This window comes from Kribbella sp. NPDC023855 (assembly GCF_040639475.1).
Taxonomy (GTDB): Bacteria; Actinomycetota; Actinomycetes; order Propionibacteriales; family Kribbellaceae; genus Kribbella.
Map to the genome: position 1 here is coordinate 1 of NZ_JBFAAA010000018.1, position 18,261 is coordinate 18,261.

Sequence of the window (18,261 nt, forward strand, 5' to 3'; positions counted from 1 at the left end):
CAAGATCATCCAATGCCGTGAAACGGGTTAATGCTAAATTTCGGCATTGACTTTCGGCACGCTGTTGAGTTCTCAAGAATCGGACGCACACCGCGCTTGTTTCTCTCGATCCAAGCTCCGGGGCAACCCGCCAAACATTACTGTTCCGGCCGAAGCCAGTCAAATCGGCTTCTTTCATCCCAGTCTCCCGGCGTGGCCCAGTGACCGAAACCCGCTAAGGGCGTGTTTCGGCTGCTAAGACCTTCAGGGAGTCCGAAGCGGCCGGCCGCTTTCGCGTCCCGCACCCGCTCCAACAAGAAGAACATTACTGACATTCGCGGTGAAGATGCAAATCGGGGTTTGGACCTTGACCCAACCCTTGCACTGTCTCTTCGGCCCGCCGGCCGTCGTCCCTCTCGTCACACCAGTCACCCGCGTCTCCCCGGGCCACACCTCCATGATGCCGCACCCGTTCAACTCGCACCGGGGTCAAGTCGCAAGGGCAGGACCCCAACAGAGTCGGACACCGAAGAGGCGGACACAGCAGTGGGTGGGAACCGGAGTACCGGCTCCCACCCATCGAGTACTGCACCGTCCAGCAGACGCCTCTCGGCGAGTGGCCGCTCGTAGCGGCTGAGTGTGAGGCCCGGGGGTCATGTACCGGACGGCATCAGATGTAACCCACTCCCCCACGAACCTATTCCCAGCGCTCAGGCCAACCGGGAGCACTCCACTTCCACCCCGTCCTGGACGAACACCAAGCCGCCATCACCGGTCAGTCGCAGCTCCGCGTCCACGCCCCACCGCGCGCCGAAACGACCCTTCCCTCGCGGCCCGAACCTCAGCGCCGGTTGCCGATCGAACACCACCTCGAGGCCGCCATCAGCACCAGCCACCTCGAAGTACACGTTCTCTCGCAGCTGGTACCTGCCAGTGAGCCTCTTGAGCGCCGTCTCATCAGCGTCCGCTCGCTCAATGAGCTCCCTCGGGTAGCCCTGCCACCCGTACGACGCGGCCATCCGCGTGAGCACCTTCTCGACTACGTGAGTGCCGCCATCCCCGTTGGTCATCACCGCCGCGCCTTGGCCCGTGTCCCGGTAGGCGACCAGGTGGCATTTGAAGCCCTTGTTCGATCCGCCGTGCCCGAAGCGCGCACCGCCATCAGCCAGGAAGACCCCGAGCCCCAGCGCGTCCATTCCGTCGTAGGGATCGACCATCGGGATCTGAGGAGTCAACATCTCCCGCGCCAGCTCCTGCGAGACGAGGGCACCCGCGGCGCCTACATACGCGCTCTTGATTCCCAATGCGAAGGCCACTAGATCAGTGGGAGTGGTCCAGAGACCAGCGGCGGCAAGTTCGGGATACGAGTGCCATCTGCCCTCCACTGGACGACCGAGCTCATCGTGGGCAGTGGCTGCCCGATCCTGGAGTTCCGGCGGCAGTGGTTGGGCGAAGTCGCTGTCCGACATGCCCAGCGGTTCGAAGACGAGTTCCCGCGCGAGCTGGCGGAACGGCGTACCGGTGACGTCTTCGAGGAGTTGTTGCAGTACGACGGTCCCGCCGCCGGAGTACCGGAACAGGGTGCCGGGCACCAGGTCGACGCGGACTCCGAACGTGTTGGTCGGGTTGACGCCATTGAGGATCTCGACCGGCGTTGGCAGCTCGGCGCCACGCTTGTACCCCGGAAAGCCGGGAACCGTCAGGCCGGCGGTATGGCTCGCCAGCTGCCGCAATGTGACGACCGGGCGCCATTCACCCGTGGGTGGAATCTGCCACGACGTAAGCCATCGGTTGACGTCGTCATCGAGGTCGAGCAGTCCCCTGTCGACCAGCCGAAGCATGGCGAACACCGCGACCGGCTTGCTGATGGAGCACGCCTGGAAGAGCGTTCCGGTGGTGATCGGGGTCGTTCCGCCGGCTTCGGCAACGCCTAGGCTGCCTTGCTCGGCAAATACGCCGTCGTCGATCAACGCCCAGCTCGCACCCGGAACCTTGAATTGCTCGAGATCCTCGCCGGTCAGTACGTCAGCCAACGCGTCCTCCCCTGTCAGGTCACTCCGAGCCTAAGGGTGAGCAGACGCGAACAGCACGGCCGCGGGGTGTTGGGGCCGCGGCCGTGCCGCTGGATCAGCGGGATGGTTGCGGGGCTTCGCAGTCGATCTTCGGGTTGGCGCCGAGGTAGTTCAGCGGGCCGGCCACGATGGTGAACGCGATCGTACTGATCTTTGCGCAGCTGGCATCCGATCCTCTGAAGTAGTTTCGCTGCGCGGCTGCCGCGACACCGATGAGCAACCACACGACCACAAGGATCGTGAGGACACGAGAACCAGTCGTAGAGGCTCTACGAGTGACCATCTCCACCTCCTGACGAGACCACCCCCGTGGATCCACACTCTGGTGCCCGCCGGTGACACACCGAAACGTCGCGGCTCAGACCTCAGCGAAGTCGAAGTAAGGCTTGATCTGCGTGTTGACGTAGTTGCCGATGCTGGGCGCGGCAAGGAGACCGGCGTACGTCGGCTGCGGCACTTCGTAGTACTGGTAGACGCTGCCGTTCACGTACTCGAGCTCGAGCGTGCCGGTGGACATGTCGTAGCCCACCGACCGCACGCTCGTCGAGGTCACCGGTCGTCGCCTCATCTGTTTGTCCCTTCGCTTTTCAGCGAACGACAGTTACGTAGTACCGGCCGGTCGTCAAGGCGGGCCGGGTGTCTCGCTGGAGCCGACGGCTCTGCCCGCCATCTGTACATCCGCGGTCCGCAACGCGGCGAGGATGCGCGACAGTTCGCCGACCGCGGCGTTCAACTGGTCGACCATCGAATCGTCCAGCGCCGAAAGCTCGGGCTGCGGTACGCCGAGACTCGCGGCGAAGCGCGACTGCGCTTCAGGCGACGCCAAGTGGAGCGACGTGTCGAGCGCCTCCTGGAGCTGTGGGCTGGGAACCATGTCAGGTCGCTTTCGCCACTTGGCCACGGTGCGTGGCGAGATGCCGAGGTGTTCGGCGAAGGCCTCGCCGGTCAACCGCATCGCCGCCTGCAAGGCGCGCGCGTGCCGGCCCGTCCATTGGTCGATGACTGTCATCGGCCCGCTCCTCCCAGCTGTGCTCGATCACTCTGTGCAATCAGATTACGTGGGTCGAGTGACCTCATGGGTGCACAATCGGTGCCCTGTGGATAGCGGTCCGGTTCATGGTGAAGCGAGGCCGGCGAGCGTTGACTGTGGGCCATGGACGAGATCAGTGGCAGACCAGCGACGATGCTCCGGCCACCGCGCAGACACCTGAAAGTCGCCGCGGCCGCCGGACCACGACGCTTCCATCTCCTTCGGCACGTCGACGTCTCAGGTGTGAGCGGCACCGGCGTCGTCGCCGAGGGCGTCGAATGGTCCGACGGCACCGTCACCCTCCACTGGGGCGGCAGGTTCCCGACCACGACCGTCTGGCAGGACGGCATCGACGCCCTCCTCACCATCCATGGTCACAACGGCGCCACCACAATCCGATGGATAGACAACTGACAAGCCCGGTAGGGCCGGCCCCTCCCCTGCACGCGGGCCGGCCCTATCGACCAAGCCGATCAGCCTTGTTCCGAAGGCTTTTCACCTTGATCGTCGGCCTCGTCGGCCGGCTGTTCCTGTTGTCCCGACAACTCCGGTACTACGAGCGCCAGTTGGCTGTGCTCGTTGTCCCAGCGGTGTTCGAGGGTGTCGAGCGGGATGTCGTTGGCGGCCGCGGACAGCCGGGTGAGCGTGCCCAGCAGGTCCACGCACTGGGCAACCTCGCCAGGGTTGTTGGCCAGCCACCAGACGACCGCCGAGCCCGGCGTGGCGAGCACGTCGTCCCGCAGATAGGCGCGTTTGTCCTGCTCCAGTTGTCGTTCCAGCAACAAGGTCTGTGCCCGGCGCTGAAGGGCGGTGATGTTCTGAAGGTGCTTGAGGTCCGCCTCGGGGAGCTTGAGCCGTACTTCGGTGGCCCAGGTGCGGACTTGGCCTTTCTCGTCAAGATCCGGCTCGCCGAGCACGGAGGCGAGACGATGCTGGTTCAGCGCCTCCTCCGACGGTTGCTGGGTCGCCGTCAGCGCCTTGGCCCTGCTGAGCAACGCGTCGACGGCGACGCTGCCGAGGTCGGCGTGACGCAGTCCGGTCATCACGGGCGACCACTGAACGATCGCGGAGAAGCTGAAGTGGTAGTCGGGCGATGCCGATGGCAGGCGTACTCCGGCGATGGTTCGCGTCGGTGGTGCCGTGAAGACAGGTTCCCGATCCACGGGCTTCGGAGCCGGTGGCGCGACAGGTGCGGCGGGAGCTGGCTTGTCCGGCGTCCAGACCAGGGCCAAGAGGATCAGCACGAGTGTCGAAGCAAGCGCGGCAGCCCACGGCGGCATGCTCAGGATCATTGCGAGGAGGTAAGAGCCGGCGACGATCGCGGCCGCCGTGAGGAGTGTCCGTCGCGTGGGCGTCATCGCGGACCGCCTTCAGCTCTCTTGGCGAGAGGGGCGACTGCAGTTCTCGGGGCGAGACCGACGACTGCAAGTCTCGCAGTGAGACGGACGGCTAGCAGGATCGGTGCGGAGTTCCGCGGGTGGGTAATTGCTGCGGAATGCCGGAGGTGTTCGAGGATCGCCACGGCTGCTCGCCTTTCACCCCGTGCTGATCACCTCACATCAGAACCACAAAGAGTCTGACACGCATCACAGACGGTAGCGACGGCACGCGTGTCGCCGTGGTGTCGACCTGCGGGGGTGCCTGAGGAAGCTGGCGGATTGCTGCCGTCGGAGTTGGCGGAATCAATGCAACACCGGGCAGCATGACGCTGTTTGCCGCGCTCGCCGTAGCGGTCCTGTGAACGAGCTGCGCTTCCCGACGTAGTTGTTGCTGGCTGGACCGCGCTTCTCGACGTAGGGGGATCCGTCTGTGAGCGGACGTCATGCTGCGGTGGAAGACCTAGGATCGCGGCATGCAAGCGCGTATTGGTTCGTTTCGGCTGTCTGCGGTTGCGGTGGATTTGCTGCTTGCGCTGTTCATTACCGTGATGCAGGTCCAGGGCACTCTCGCCAAGGTGGCCGCGGATCCTCAATCCGTACTTCGGCCTCTCGGGGAGTTTGGCAACCTTGGCTACGTCCTGCTGATCGTTAGTGGTGTTGTGATCGCAGTGCGGCGTAGGTTTCCGGTGGCGGTTTTCGCGGTTACCGCGACCGCCAGTTTGGTCTACTACGCCCTGGACTTTCCCGACGCGCCCGGCTGGCTTGCGCTGTTTGTCGCGCTTTACACCCTCACCTCGTACGGCGACGGGCGGCGGTCGCTTGTGATTGCCGGGGTCGGGATCGCCGTGCTGAGTACCGGTTGGTTGCTTGCTGCAACGGATATTGAGCCGGCCGCCGCGGTCGGGTGGGTGTTCTTCCGGATCGGGGCGTCTGTGATGAGCGCGGCGCTCGGTGAGTCGGTACGGTCCCGCCGCGTTATCGCCGCCGACGCGTTGGAGCGAGCCGAACTGGCTGAGCGGACCCGCGAAGAGGAAGCTCGCGCTCGGGTCGATGAGGAACGACTCCGGATCGCCCGCGAGGTCCACGACACGGTCGCTCACGCCATCGCGGTCATCAACGTCCAGTCCGGAGTCACCGCCCACCTGCTCGAAAAGCAGCCCGAACGGATCCGCGAGACGCTGCTGGCCATTCAGCAATCCAGCTCGCAGGCGCTGCGCGAAATGCGGTCCATTCTCGGCGTACTCCGGGACGCTCACGACGGGCGAGTGCCGCATCCCGGCCTCGGGCAGATCGACGAGCTGATCACGAAGGCACGCCAGGCCGGACTCGACGTCACCCTCGAGAACCCACCGCCCGCCGCCGAACTGCCCAGCGCGGTGGACTTTGCCGCGTACCGAATCGTCCAGGAGTCGATCACCAACGTGATCCGCCATGTCGGGCCGACCCGGGTGAACGTCGGGGTCGGGTACGGAGTTGACTCTCTCGAGGTGAGCGTGACCAACGAAGGCGGCCCTGTTCCCGCCAAGGCATCCGCAGTACCGGGGCGTGGGATCATCGGCATGCGCGAGCGGTGTCAGCTGCTCGGCGGTCGGCTCGACGCCGGTCCGGTGGCTGACGGCGGGTTCGCGGTCACCGCACGACTGCCCTATGCGCCGGTGGGAGAGACAGACTCTTGAACATGTCCTTCGACGACGACCCGATCAAGGTGCTGCTCGTCGACGACGAGGGTCTGGTGCGGTCAGGGTTCCGGGCGCTGCTGGACGCCGAGGACGGGATCGAGGTGGTCGGTGAAGCCACCAACGGTGCGCAGGCGGTCGAGCAAGCCCGTGCCGCCCGGCCCGATGTCGTGCTGATGGATATCCGGATGCCGACGATGGACGTCATTGAGGCGACCAGAGAGATCGTCGGGACGCCGGGGCTTCAGGATGTTCGCGTCCTCATCCTGACCACGTACGACACCGACGCTTATGTCTTTGAGGGTCTGCAGGCCGGTGCCAGCGGGTTTCTGCTCAAGGACGCCGGTCCGGCCGAGCTGCTGCACGGCATCCGGGTCGTGGCCGCCGGAGACTCGCTGCTCGCTCCGCGGATCACCCGTCGGCTCATCTCGCAGTTCACCGCCAGGCGAGCAGCCAGCCAGACCTCCGAGAAACGGCTCGCGGTCCTCACCGAGCGTGAGAAGCAAGTCGTGGCCCTGGTCGGTCATGGCATGAGCAACGACGAGATCGGCGCCGAACTGTTCCTCAGCCCGGCCACCGCACGCACCCATGTCAGCCACGCCATGGTGAAACTCGCCGCCCGCGACCGAGCGCAACTCGTCGTCATCGCCTACCAAACCGGCCTGGTCACGCCCTGACCAGTTGTCGCACAGCTGGCGCGGCAGGGCGGCACGGGGCGAGGTGGCACGGGGCGAGGTGGCACGGGGCGAGGTGGCACGGGGCGAGGTGGCACGGGGCCGGGGCGGCACGGGGCGGGGCGGCACGGCGGTGGCACGGGCGGGGTGGCACGGGCGAGTGCCGGGGCGGGGCGGCGGGGCGGCACGGGGAGAGGTGCCCGGGCGGGGTGGCACGGGGTGGGGTGCCCGGGCGGGCTGGCACGGGGCGAGGTGCCAGGGCGGGGTGGCACGGGGCTGGTGGCGTGGGGCGAGATGCCGGGCGGGGTGGCGCGGCCGGAGTTACCCGCCACGCTTCCGCGGCGAGGCGGCGCGGCGCGGCGCGGAGGGCACTGGGCGGGTTAGTAGCAGGCGCGGTGCGCGGGGCTGGGCGGCACGGGTGGGGGTCCACGGGGCTGGGCTGCACGGGGCGAGGTGCACGGGCTGGGCGGCACGCGCGGGGAGCACCAGGCGGCGTGGTACGGCGGGGTGGCGCGGCGGGGGGACGGGCGAGGTGCGCGGGGCTGGGTGGTGTCGGGCGGGGTGTCCCGGGGCGGGGTGACGCCATGCTTTCGGGGTGGGTTGGTGGTGGGTGGGTGTTGGGTGGGGGTTAGCCGGCTAGGGAGCGGAGGGCTCGGCGGCTGGGGGTTAGGAGGACTGGTTTGTAGGGGCAGCGGGCGTCGGTGAGGGTTTCGTACGCCCGGATGGCTCGGTCGGCGGCGTCCCAGCCTTGCTCGGCGGGGCTTTTGCCGAGGCCTCGGTTGCGGATCAGGGCGCCGTAGAAGGCGGAGCAGAAGACAGTGGCCTCGTACCAGCCGACGACTGTGCTGGTGCCGATGTAGGTGATGTCGTCCTGGAGGCAGTCGCGGATCGCGCGTTGCCACTTGCCGATGCCGGTCTTGCAGCCGTCGGCGATCACCACGCCGCTGGCGATGCCCCAGGAGCGGTCCAGGAACCAGTCGGCGAGCGCGGTCAGCGATACCTGGGTCTGGCCGTCGGTGGACAGGAAGGAGGGCTCCTCGCTGTGGTCACCGTGAGCCATCACGTGCAGCACGCTCGACGGGGTGGTCAGGGCGGAGAAGGCGGTTTCGTGGTCGCGGGTGCGGACGAAGTTCACGTCGATCACCGGGCTGTTCCAGCCTGCGTTGATGTTGCTCGTGATGCCCTGGACGAACGTCATCGACGCGTCGAAGGAACTGTCCAGGCCGAGGTCCACCAGCGTGATCAATCGGTTCTTCATCGCCCACCCCTCACCATGCTCCGATCCCCGCGGAACCCCATGATGACCCAGCCCACCGACAATCCGCTGCCTACGTCTCGGCTGTCAGTCTCGGCCGTCCCGATCGGCCCCGATCGGCCGCCTGGCAAGGGATGGGGAGAGCGATTGCCGGTCGCGGGATACGGTGGCCGGGAGACCGCTGGCGCCGCTTTGGAGGATCGATGAGCACCGTTCCAACCGTCACTCTGAGCAACGGGACCGTCATGCCGCGGCTTGGGCTCGGGACCTCTCCGATGGGCGATGACGACGCCGAGCGGGCCGTCGTACAGGCTCTCGAGGTCGGCTATCGCCTGGTCGACACCGCCGAGAACTATCGCAACGAGGTCGGCGTCGGACGGGCGTTGCGGGCCTCCGGGGTCGCGCGGGACGAACTGTTCGTCACCTCGAAGTTCAACAAGCGGTGGCACAGCGTCGAGGGTGCGCGAACGGCGTTCGAGGCGAGCGCGGAGAAGCTGGGACTCGAGTACCTCGACCTACTGCTCATCCACTGGCCCAACCCAGACCAAGACCGGTACGTCGAGGCCTGGCGCGGGCTGATCGAGCTCCGCGAGGCCGGCCTGGTCCGTGCGATCGGTACCTCCAACTTCAAGCCGTCCCATCTCCAGCGACTCATCGACGAGACCGGCGTCGCCCCCGAGGTGAACCAGGTCCAGCTGAGCCCGGTGTGGACCAAGCAGACCGAGCGGGAGTTCCACGCGGCCCACAACATCGTCACCGAGGCCTGGAGCCCACTCGGCAAGGGCACTGACCTGCTGGACCACCCGACTGTCGCAGCAGTGGCCAAGACTCACGACAAGACGCCGGGCCAGGTCGTACTGCGGTGGGAGGTCCAGCAGGACGTAGTACCGATCCCTAAGTCGTCCAAGCGGGAGCGGCTTGAGCAGAACATCGCGGTGTTCGACTTCGAGCTCACTGCCGACGAGATGGCTGCCCTGGACGCACTGGACGGCATCGGCAAGGCTCCGGCCGACTCAGACAGGTTCGGCCACTAGGCTCACTAGGAGCCTTTGGTGGCGATGTAGTAGGCGTTGAAGGCGTCTGCCTCGACCTGAGCGACCTCTACTGAGGTGAAGCCGGCTTCGGCGAGCATCTGCTCTGCCTTCTGCCGGCCCCAGACCGTGCCGAGGCCGTCGCCGCCCAGCGAGAGGGACACCGTCATGCAGTGCAAGGTCGAGACGCCGTAGAGGAACGTGGCGAACGGGTTGTCGAGGTTGTCCTCCAGGTTGCTCGACGCCTGGATGTCCACCATCAGGAACACTCCGCCGGGTCGCAGCGAGGCAGCAATGCCTGCAAGCACCTGTGCCGGGTGGGCCTGGTCGTGGATGCTGTCGAACGCCGTGACCAGGTCGAACCGCTCCCGCTCCCCCAGCTCGGCCACATCCCGTACTACGAACTCCGCGTTCCGCAAGCCGAGTCTGGCGGCCTCCTCGCGCCCGGCGGCGACGCCTTCCTCGGAGAAGTCGTAGCCCGTGCAGCGGCTCCGCGGATACGCCTGGGCGATCAGGTTGACGGCGTGCCCGCTGCCGCAGCCGACATCGGCGACGTCGATCCCGCTCTCGAGCCGCTCGGGCAACCCCGGCACCAACGGGAGGATGTGGTCGATCAGGGCGGCATCGAAGACTGCCCCGCTGTCCTCCGCCATCAGCCGGTGGAACTCGCCGTACTCCGAGTAGGGCACGCCGCCGCCGTTGCGGAAGCAGTCGATCAGGTGGAACTCGACTCCGGCGAGCAGCGAGACGAACTGGGTCGCTCCGGCGAGGTTGCCGGGTCCCGCAGCACGGGTGAGCGACGCAGCGTGCTCCGGTGGGAGCCAGTACGTGCGGTCGGCGGCGTAGTACTCGACTACTCGTGCAGTGGTCATCGCGCCGAGCCATTCGCGCACGTAGCGCTCCTGGAGGTTCGCAGCGCCGGCTATCTCGTGACTGGTAGCGGGCGGCAACTGCGACAGCGTCTCGTACAGGCCGACCTGGTGGCCGATGCTGATCAGCAGCGCGAGAGTGGCGTTGTTGAGTACGCCGCCCATCTGCTCGCCGAAGGCCTCGGCACGGGCCTGGTCGAAGGCCTGGTCGGGTGCGGGGGTGAGTGTGTCGGTCATGATGACTCCTTCAGCCGGTTGCTCTGAGCATCGATCGGCGACCGGCCCGGAACATCGGTGAACTCACCTATTTCTGGTCGTGCAGCGCGAAGGCAGCGGCCTCGGTGCGGTTCCGCAGGCCCAACTTCGACAGCAGGCTGGCCACGTGATGCTCTACGGTCCGGCGACTGATGTAGAGGCGCTCGGCGATCTCCGGGTTCGGCAGGCCCTCTGCCAGCAGCCGAAGCACGTCCTGCTCGCGCTTGGTCAACAGGCCGACACCCCTCGGCCCTACCCGAGCCGCAGCCGCACCGGCCGAGCGCAACCAGTTGGCGGCCCTGTCAGCATCACCGGATGCGCCTAGGTCCTCGAACACCGCCAAAGCCCGGCGTACCTCGGCAACTGCCAGCTCGGCCTCGAGCGCGGTCGCCAGAGCCATCCGTGTGCGGGCCACTTCGAGCGGCATCTCCAGCTGGCTGAACCTGGCCTGGGCTGAGGTCAGCAGGGCCACCGTGCCAGTTGCCCGTCCCAGCAAGCGTTCCGCCCGTGCAGTGATAAGCACACTGTCTGTCTCAGCCCCAAGCTCAGCCAGCCGACGACCTTCGGCTGCTGCTCCCTCAACATCCCCCAGCGCCAAGCAGGCCTCTCCCGCCACCTCCAGAAGCCGAGCCTCCTCCAGGCCGGTCGCACTGCTGAGCTGACGCTGGACATAGGCCAAAGCCATCGTGTGCTCCTCGGCAGCCAGATAAGTGGCCGCAAGCACAGGCCTCACGACGAGGTGACCCTCAAACTCTTCGAGCAACCGCTGCGCTTCACCCACCCGCCCCTGAGCCAACCGCAGATCAGCAAGGTAGGCAGCAGCCTGAGCCCGTACTGCGGGCAGCGACTCCCTCGCCAACTCCGCAGCGGCAGCCAACTCCACCTCGGCCCGCGCCCAGTCGCCGGTCGACACCAGTACTGCGCCGTACGACGCCCGGCAGACCGCGTTGAGGTACGGACAGCCGTAGCGCGCGATGAAGTCGTCCAGCGAGCGAGTCCAGTGGACTACTCGGCTGAAGTCGGCACCTCGGACACAGCACTGCATCAGCACGCAACTGGTGAAGACGACCGTGTCCAGACTCGACCCCTCGCCACCCAGCGCACCGGTCAGCGCCTCGTCGAGCAGCGCAGTACCGGCTTCGACCTGGCCGAGATCGATCAAGACAGCGCCCCGCATGCTCAACGCGCAGAGCTCCAGGTCGTGATCGCCTGTCTCCACCGCGATCCGGTGGGCCTCCTCCGCATCGAGTGCGGCCTTCGCCGGGTCGTCCTCAGCGTCGGCGCGGGCGAGTAGCGCCCACGCATTGAGCAGAGGCACGCCCAGCGGCTCGGCCAGCCGGACCGCTCGGGCCGCCCAGCCCCGTGCGACCACCCGGTTCCCTGCGTTGGCTACGTTGAGCAGGCTGAGCCCCACGGCGACCTCAACGGCCTGAGCCGGGTCCGTGCGACTGAAGATCCCGTAGGCGCGCTCCCAACAGGAGAAAGCCTTCCGGACATCCCCCAGCCACCAGTACGCCGTACCCAGGCCGGAGAGGCTCTCGGCGGTCGCATCCCTCTCGACCAGCTCGCCGAAAGCCTCCCGTGCCTTGACCCACTCCCCGCCGGCCAACGCGGCTCCACCCGCCGCCAGCAGAGAAGCAACCTCCACCACACTCCGACGGTACTCCCAGGTCAGGTGGTGAAGGAGCCTGTGACGACCGAGTACGACTCGACGCCGTTTCGCTGTGACCAGAGGCGGATGCGGATCAGCGTGCCGTCCGGGACGGAGAAGTTGCAGAACGAGAAGCCCTGATAGTCGGCGACCGTGGTGTCGTCGAAGCACTCGTGAGCGTCGTACCAGAAGCCGACCTGGCTCTGGTAGAGCTGGATGGCCGCGCGAGCGCTGTAGCCATCAGCCTGGTCGTCATGCACGCCGAGCCATTCGCCGTCGGTGCAGTAGATCGCCGAACTGAGCCGCGAGTTGATGATCTCCTTGTTGTAGTGCTGGTAGCAGTTGGCTGCGGTGTTGGCATAAGCCGGCAGCGCAGCAGTCAGAGCTGATGCGGCCAGCACTCCGGCAGCGGCGAGCGCGGCCGCAGTACGGCGAAGAGAAACAGACATCGTGGGCGGCTCCTCAGATAGGCGGTCCGGAGAGCTTAGGCACCCACGACCACCGATACGACCACGATCCCCTGGCCAGAACCGGAACCTGTCCGGTACTTGCCAACAGCAAGCAGACGCACTGCGGCCCCCGGGGGAATGGGAAGTTCCCGGGGGCCGTGGTGCTATCAACCAGGGTCAGCTGCAGCGAAGGAGCTGCCGCAGCAACTAGCTGCAGCCGGAGGTGCTGCCGCAGCCTTCGCAGACGTAGCAGGAGCCGGAGGGGCGCATCTTGGTGCCGCAGGTGAAGCAGAGCGGGGCGTCGACCGAGGTGCCGGTGATGAGTTCGAACATCTCGGCGGTGGTGCGGACCTCGGAGCTGACCGGCTTGGCCGCCGCGGCTTCGGCCGGGGCCGCTTCCTCGGGCTCGGCCTTGTCGGTGATCGGCTCGACGGACTTCAGCGACTCGGCTTCCGACACCTCGACCGGGGCCGGCTCGTAGGAACCGGTGTCGAGCTGACGGGAGCGCTCCTCGGCGGAGTAGATGCCCAGGGCGGCGCGCTCGTCGAAGGACAGGTGGTCCAGCGCCAGCCGGCGGAAGATGTAGTCCATGATCGACTGCGCCATCCGGACGTCCGGGTCGTCGGTCAGACCGGCCGGCTCGAACTTCAGGTTGGTGAACTTCTGGACGTAGGTCTCCAGCGGCACACCGTGCTGCAGCGCGATCGAGATCGCGATCGAGAAGGCGTCCATCACGCCGGCCAGGGTCGAGCCCTGCTTGCCCATCTTGAGGAAGACCTCGCCCAGACCGTCGTCGGGGTAGGAGCCTGCCGTCATGTAACCCTCCGCGCCACCGACGCTGAACGAGGTGGTGCGGGACGGGCGGGACTTCGGCAGCCGCTTGCGGGTCGGCCGGTACTCGATGATCTTCTCGACGACCTTCTCGGCCGCGGCCTCGGTCGACGCGTCAGCCTTCTTGGCCTTCGAGTCCGACAGCGGCTGGCCGACCTTGCAGTTGTCGCGGTAGACGGCCAGCGCCTTCAGGCCGAGCTTCCAGCCCTGGAAGTAGACGTCGGCGATCTCCTCGACCGTCGCGGTCTCGGGCAGGTTGACCGTCTTCGAGATCGCGCCGGACAGGAACGGCTGCGCCGCCGCCATCATCCGCACGTGGCCCATCGGCTTGATCGCGCGCTCACCCATCGCGGTGTCGAAGATCGAGTAGTGCTCGGTCTTCAGGCCCGGTGCGTCGACGACGTGACCGTGCTCGGCGATGTACTCGACGATCGCCTCGATCGTCTCCTCGGTGTAGCCGTACTGACGCAGCGCCCGCGGCACCGTCTGGTTGACGATCTGCATCGAGCCGCCGCCGACCAGCTTCTTGAACTTGACCAGCGAGAAGTCCGGCTCGATCCCGGTCGTGTCGCAGTCCATCATGAAGCCGATCGTGCCGGTCGGGGCCAGCACCGAGGCCTGCGCGTTGCGCCAGCCGTTCTTCGCGCCGATCTTCAGCACGCCCTCCCAGGCGGCCGTCGCGTGCTTCTGCACGTCGGCGTCGATCTCGTGCACGGTCCGGATCGCGTCGTTGGCCGCGGCGTGCTTGCGCATCACCCGGGTGTGCGCGTCCTTGTTGCGCTCGAAACCGTCGTACGGGCCGACGATGCCGGCCAGCTCGGCCGACCGCTTGTACGACGTACCGGTCATCAGCGAGGTGATAGCGCCCGCCAGTGCGCGACCACCGTCGGAGTCGTAGGCGTGCCCGGTCGCCATCAGCAGCGCGCCGAGGTTCGCGTACCCGATGCCCAGCTGCCGGTAGGCGCGGGTGGTCTCGCCGATCGCCTCGGTCGGGAAGTCGGCGAAGCAGATCGAGATGTCCATCGCGGTGATGATCAGCTCGACCGCCTTGACGAAGTTGACCGAGTCGAACTTGTCGTCGTCGGTGAGGAACTTCATCAGGTTCAGCGAGGCCAGGTTGCAGGACGAGTTGTCCAGGTGCATGTACTCCGAGCACGGGTTGGACGCGGTGATCCGGCCCGTCTCCGGGGTGGTGTGCCAGTCGTTGATCGTGTCGTCGTACTGGATGCCCGGGTCGGCGCAGGCCCAGGCGGCGTGGCTGATCTTGTCGAACAGCTCGCGGGCGTCGACGGTCTCGATGATCGAGTTGTCGATCCGGGCCCGCAGGCCGAACTCGCCGCGCTCCTCGACCGCGCGCATGAACTCGTCGGTGACCCGGACCGAGTTGTTGGCGTTCTGGTACTGCACCGAGGTGATGTCGCGGCCGCCGAGGTCCATGTCGTACCCGGCGTCGCGGAGGACGCGGATCTTGTCCTCCTCGCGCATCTTGGTCTCGACGAACTCCTCGATGTCGGGGTGGTCGACGTCCAGCACGACCATCTTGGCCGCGCGGCGGGTGGCGCCACCGGACTTGATGGTGCCCGCGGACGCGTCCGCACCGCGCATGAAGCTGACCGGGCCGGACGCGGTGCCGCCGGAGGACTGCAGCAGCTCCTTGGAGGAACGGATCCGGGACAGGTTCAGGCCGGCACCGGAGCCGCCCTTGAAGATCAGGCCCTCTTCCTTGTACCAGTTCAGGATCGAGTCCATCGAGTCGTCGACGGCGAGGATGAAGCAGGCCGACACCTGCTGCGGGGACGTCGTACCGACGTTGAACCAGACCGGCGAGTTGAAGCTGAAGTACTGGTGCAGCAGCATCCAGGTGAGCTCGTGCTCGAACACCTCGGCGTCGGCCGCGGTGGCGAAGTACCCGTGCTCCTCGCCGGCCTTGCGGTAGGTCTTCACGACCCGGTCGAGCAGCTGCTTGAGGCTCCACTCCCGGTTGTCGTGACCGACGGCGCCGCGGAAGTACTTGGTGGTGACGATCGTCGAGGCGTTCACGCTCCAGTAGTCGGGGAACTCGACTCCGCGCTGCTCGAAGACGGTCTCACCCGTCTTCCAGTTCTGCTGCACGACGTCGCGGCGCTCCCACGTCACCTCGTCGTAGGGGTGAACACCCTCGGTCGTGAAGATGCGCTCGATGGTGAGTCCCGCGGGCGCGTTCTTGCGCCCCCGGAACCCGGCCGCCGACCTCTTGGTCGACCCCGAGTGGCCGGTCACCGTCTCTGTCATGATTGCTCCTCGCCTCTGAAATGCGCCCTGTGTCAAAGCCACGATCTGTCGGGATCGCCCCGTTGAGTGCTGCACTGCGGTAACGCCTGGTGCTGCGGTTCCCCGATTTATGTCTGTACGGACGGCTCGGTGCCCTGGGGCTCCTTCTCGGCCCTGAGCAACGCGATCTCCGTCTCGAAGTCGTCGGCCGACTCGAACTGCCGGTAGACACTCGCGAAGCGCAGGTACGCGACCTCGTCGAGCTCCCGCAGCGGTCCGAGGATCGCCAGGCCGACCTCGTGGGCCGGCACCTCCGGCGAGCCGCTGCCCTTCAGCGCGTCCTCGACCTGCTGGCCCAGCCGGGCCAGGGCGTCCACGCCGACCGGCCGGCCCTTGCAGGCCTTGCCGACTCCGTTGATGACCTTCTCCCGGCTGAACGGCTCGGTGGCGCCGGAGCGCTTCACGACCGTGAGCTGCATCTGCTCGACGGTGGTGAACCGCTTCTCGCAGACCGGGCACTGCCGGCGGCGGCGGATCGCTCCGCCGTCCTCGGCGACCCGGCTGTCGACCACCCGGGAGTCCACGTGCCGGCAGTACGGACAGTGCACGACGAATCACTCCTCCCGTGAGGCGCCGAACGCGACGCTTGTGGATCAGCCTGGGGACAACTTGTGTATGACCTGTGAGTAACTGACCACTACCTGTGGAAAATTACACCCGTGTAACCACTACATCTAGGGATGCTACGTCCCTGCTCCGACAGTTTGCAAGAACGCCCGGATCTCGCGCGCGTCTCCTTGTTCCAACACCCGCACGGGCCCGTGTAGTCCCGCGTGGCGCCGTCGCGAAGCCCGTTCCGAGGAGCAAAATGCGGCCGGCCGGACCCCGGGGTGACCTACCCTGGAGCCCGGCCGGCGGAGTGTTGTCACCGCCTCCCGAGGAGTGCGATCAGCGCGTCGCGAGGAGTCGTGACTCGGTCACGATCAGCTCCCGCCGTACTGCGCTCAACCCCGCCGCGGCGGGGGTCGCAGCGTACGTGGCCAGTACGCCGTACTGGCGCCGGCCGACCAGTCCGGTCATCGTGGCGACCGCATTCTGAGACGCGCCGGAGGTCAGGATGAGATGGGCGAGGCCGGTCGGTGTCGGGACAATCTCGAAGGTGGACGCCGCGACCGGCGTGTCGGCGGTCAGCACCTTGATCTCGTGCGGACCGAGGGCCAGGGTGCTGGCATCCACGACCGTGCCATTGGCCACCGGCCGGCCGTCGAGAGTGATCGACTCCCCCACAGTCGTCGCGATCGTGATCTGCTGAGCACGATCGAGCTTCGCTCCGGCCGCCGGAGACAGGACGCGCGGCTTGTCGCGCTGCAGGAAAGCCGCGTTCCAGCCGGCCAGCTCGGCGGGACGGTTCGTGATGATTCCGTCCACACCTGCCTTCTCGAGCGCGTCCCAGCGCGCCGCGTCGTCGACTGTCCACACGTTCACGGCGACCCCGGCTGCGTGCAGTTCGTTGACTGCGGCCGGACGAGCCGCCAGGGCGGCATCCGACGGGTTGTACGCCGAAAGGCCGAGGTCCTTGGCGATGGCGACCGGATCGGGGTCGAGCGTGCTGCGGAGCAGGCCGAGCGGCAGTTCGGGCGCCAGCTCGTGCATCCAGCGCAGGTGCTGCGGCTCGAAGCTCTGCACGAAGACCCGGCTGCTCATCCCCCTGCTCCGGATCTCACTGACGATCCGCGCGACCGAGTCCTCGGTGTGCACTCCCTTGGTCTCGAGCAGCAGGTTGCCGCCCCGCGTCTTCAGGCCGTCGAGCTGAGAGGCCAGCGTCGGAACCCGCTGCCCCGCGAAAGCGGGAGCGAACCACGAACCGGCATCCAGCGCGGCAACTTGCGCTGCGGTCAACGACCGAACGGCACCGGTCCCATCGGTGGTCCGATCCACCGTGGTGTCGTGCAGGATCACCGGTACGCCGTCCTTCGTCGGCTGGACGTCGTTCTCGATCCACTCGGCCCGGGCACGCCGCGCGACCTCGTCCGAAGCAGCCGTGTTCTCCGGCGCGGCCGACGAGGCGCCGCGATGCGCCCAGACCCGCAGCGGTTCACCGGGCTTGCGGATGAACGACTCCCGAGCCAACGGAGTCACCTTGAGGTCATCGAAGGACACCGTCGCGCCATTGACGACCAGCGCCTGTACTCCGCCAGGCGTGCGACTCACCATGCTGGTTCGCAGGGACTCGCGGCCATCGACGTACCAGGTGGCCCTGGTACCGCGGACCTCGACGGCGAGGGCGACCTCCTTGCCGACACCGACGAGCAGTGGAGCGGCGGCCGTGTCGGTGACCTTCCAGGTGTTCGCGGTCGTCCGTTGTGCGAACTCGAGCCCGTTCGTGGCGGTCGAGCCGTTGCGGAGGGTCGCGATTGACCAAGGGACTGTGCCGGCCGGGGCGAGGTCGAGGCCGAAGGCGACCCAGCGGGCAGCATCGACGGCCGAGTCGAAGCGGAGGTGGCTTTCGATGCGGTAGTCGGTCAGTGGGGTGCCGAAGGTGATGCGGCTCAGCTGGCTGGAGGATGTCGACGTACCGACGAGGCGGCCGCTTTGGACCTTCCAGGTGCCGTCGACCGCGTTCCAGCCGGTCGGGAGCGCGGCGCCGTCGAACGTCTCGTTGACCGTGGGCGCGGCCAAAGTGTCGTTGGCCGTTGGGGCGTTGGCGGAGGTTGCCGGGGGGTCGGCCTGCGCTGGAGGAGCGGCGAGCAAGGCGGTGATCGCGACGAGCGCGGTGAGCGCTGCTCCGGGGCGGTGTCGAGTGAGCTTCATGGGCACCGAACGTAGGAAAGTAACGCGAACTTCGCCAGAGCCGGTGATG

16 protein-coding genes are annotated in these 18,261 nt (G+C 67.1%); 4 read left to right on the forward strand and 12 right to left on the reverse strand.

Annotation, left to right across the window (positions count from 1 at the left end):
- Positions 1-689 precede the first annotated feature (689 nt).
- From AB0F51_RS36680 to AB0F51_RS36695, 4 genes are all read right to left on the reverse strand, one after another.
- The gene (locus AB0F51_RS36680) at positions 690-2,012 is read right to left on the reverse strand and encodes a serine hydrolase domain-containing protein (protein ID WP_360287892.1); all 1,323 of its coding nucleotides are present in this window, start codon (positions 2,010-2,012) and stop codon (positions 690-692) included.
- A 94-nt stretch (positions 2,013-2,106) separates the two neighbouring features.
- Positions 2,107-2,334, reverse strand: coding sequence for a hypothetical protein (locus tag AB0F51_RS36685; protein WP_360287894.1), 228 nt, complete (start codon positions 2,332-2,334; stop codon positions 2,107-2,109).
- Positions 2,335-2,409: 75 nt separating this feature from the next.
- Complete coding sequence (locus AB0F51_RS36690) at positions 2,410-2,619, reverse strand: KTSC domain-containing protein (protein WP_360287896.1); 210 nt, start codon at positions 2,617-2,619, stop codon at positions 2,410-2,412.
- A gap of 54 nt (positions 2,620-2,673) precedes the next feature.
- On the reverse strand, positions 2,674-3,060 hold the full coding sequence (locus AB0F51_RS36695) for a helix-turn-helix domain-containing protein (RefSeq protein WP_360287898.1): 387 nt from the start codon (positions 3,058-3,060) through the stop codon (positions 2,674-2,676).
- A 144-nt stretch (positions 3,061-3,204) separates the two neighbouring features.
- Here AB0F51_RS36695 and AB0F51_RS36700 point away from each other — a divergent pair, with 144 nt between their 5' ends.
- Positions 3,205-3,495, forward strand: coding sequence for a hypothetical protein (locus tag AB0F51_RS36700; protein ID WP_360287900.1), 291 nt, complete (start codon positions 3,205-3,207; stop codon positions 3,493-3,495).
- 59 nt (positions 3,496-3,554) lie between these two features.
- Here the strand turns inward: AB0F51_RS36700 and AB0F51_RS36705 are convergent, their stop codons facing one another.
- Positions 3,555-4,439 (reverse strand): hypothetical protein, encoded by an 885-nt coding sequence (locus AB0F51_RS36705; protein WP_360287902.1) that lies wholly within the window; start codon positions 4,437-4,439, stop codon positions 3,555-3,557.
- 707 nt (positions 4,440-5,146) lie between these two features.
- Between AB0F51_RS36705 and AB0F51_RS36710 the strand changes: the two genes are divergently transcribed.
- Positions 5,147-6,136 (forward strand): sensor histidine kinase, encoded by a 990-nt coding sequence (locus AB0F51_RS36710; RefSeq protein ID WP_360287904.1) that lies wholly within the window; start codon positions 5,147-5,149, stop codon positions 6,134-6,136.
- A 2-nt stretch (positions 6,137-6,138) separates the two neighbouring features.
- Positions 6,139-6,813: a response regulator transcription factor gene (locus AB0F51_RS36715; protein WP_360287906.1), complete on the forward strand. Its 675-nt coding sequence runs from the start codon at positions 6,139-6,141 to the stop codon at positions 6,811-6,813.
- A gap of 625 nt (positions 6,814-7,438) precedes the next feature.
- Here AB0F51_RS36715 and AB0F51_RS36720 read toward each other — a convergent pair.
- Positions 7,439-8,068: a hypothetical protein gene (locus tag AB0F51_RS36720; RefSeq protein WP_360287908.1), complete on the reverse strand. Its 630-nt coding sequence runs from the start codon at positions 8,066-8,068 to the stop codon at positions 7,439-7,441.
- A gap of 200 nt (positions 8,069-8,268) precedes the next feature.
- Here AB0F51_RS36720 and AB0F51_RS36725 point away from each other — a divergent pair, with 200 nt between their 5' ends.
- Positions 8,269-9,099, forward strand: a complete 831-nt coding sequence (locus AB0F51_RS36725; RefSeq protein ID WP_360287910.1) for an aldo/keto reductase — start codon at positions 8,269-8,271, stop codon at positions 9,097-9,099.
- A 5-nt stretch (positions 9,100-9,104) separates the two neighbouring features.
- Here AB0F51_RS36725 and AB0F51_RS36730 read toward each other — a convergent pair whose 3' ends face one another.
- From AB0F51_RS36730 to AB0F51_RS36755, 6 genes are all read right to left on the reverse strand, one after another.
- A complete protein-coding gene (locus AB0F51_RS36730; protein ID WP_360287912.1) occupies positions 9,105-10,202 on the reverse strand; it encodes a class I SAM-dependent methyltransferase in 1,098 nt (365 codons plus the stop codon).
- A 67-nt stretch (positions 10,203-10,269) separates the two neighbouring features.
- Entirely contained in the window at positions 10,270-11,871 is a 1,602-nt protein-coding gene (locus tag AB0F51_RS36735; RefSeq protein ID WP_360287914.1) for a LuxR C-terminal-related transcriptional regulator, read from the reverse strand.
- Positions 11,872-11,891: 20 nt separating this feature from the next.
- Entirely contained in the window at positions 11,892-12,320 is a 429-nt protein-coding gene (locus AB0F51_RS36740) for a hypothetical protein (protein WP_360287916.1), read from the reverse strand.
- Between the two features lie 207 nt (positions 12,321-12,527).
- Positions 12,528-15,422 carry a vitamin B12-dependent ribonucleotide reductase gene (locus AB0F51_RS36745; protein WP_360287918.1) on the reverse strand — a complete coding sequence of 965 codons (2,895 nt, stop codon included), beginning with the start codon at positions 15,420-15,422 and terminating at the stop codon, positions 12,528-12,530.
- A 107-nt stretch (positions 15,423-15,529) separates the two neighbouring features.
- Positions 15,530-16,009, reverse strand: a complete 480-nt coding sequence (gene nrdR, locus AB0F51_RS36750; protein ID WP_360287920.1) for a transcriptional regulator NrdR — start codon at positions 16,007-16,009, stop codon at positions 15,530-15,532.
- 340 nt (positions 16,010-16,349) lie between these two features.
- Positions 16,350-18,212, reverse strand: a complete 1,863-nt coding sequence (locus AB0F51_RS36755) for a glycerophosphodiester phosphodiesterase family protein (protein ID WP_360287922.1) — start codon at positions 18,210-18,212, stop codon at positions 16,350-16,352.
- Between the last annotated feature and the right edge of the window lie 49 nt (positions 18,213-18,261).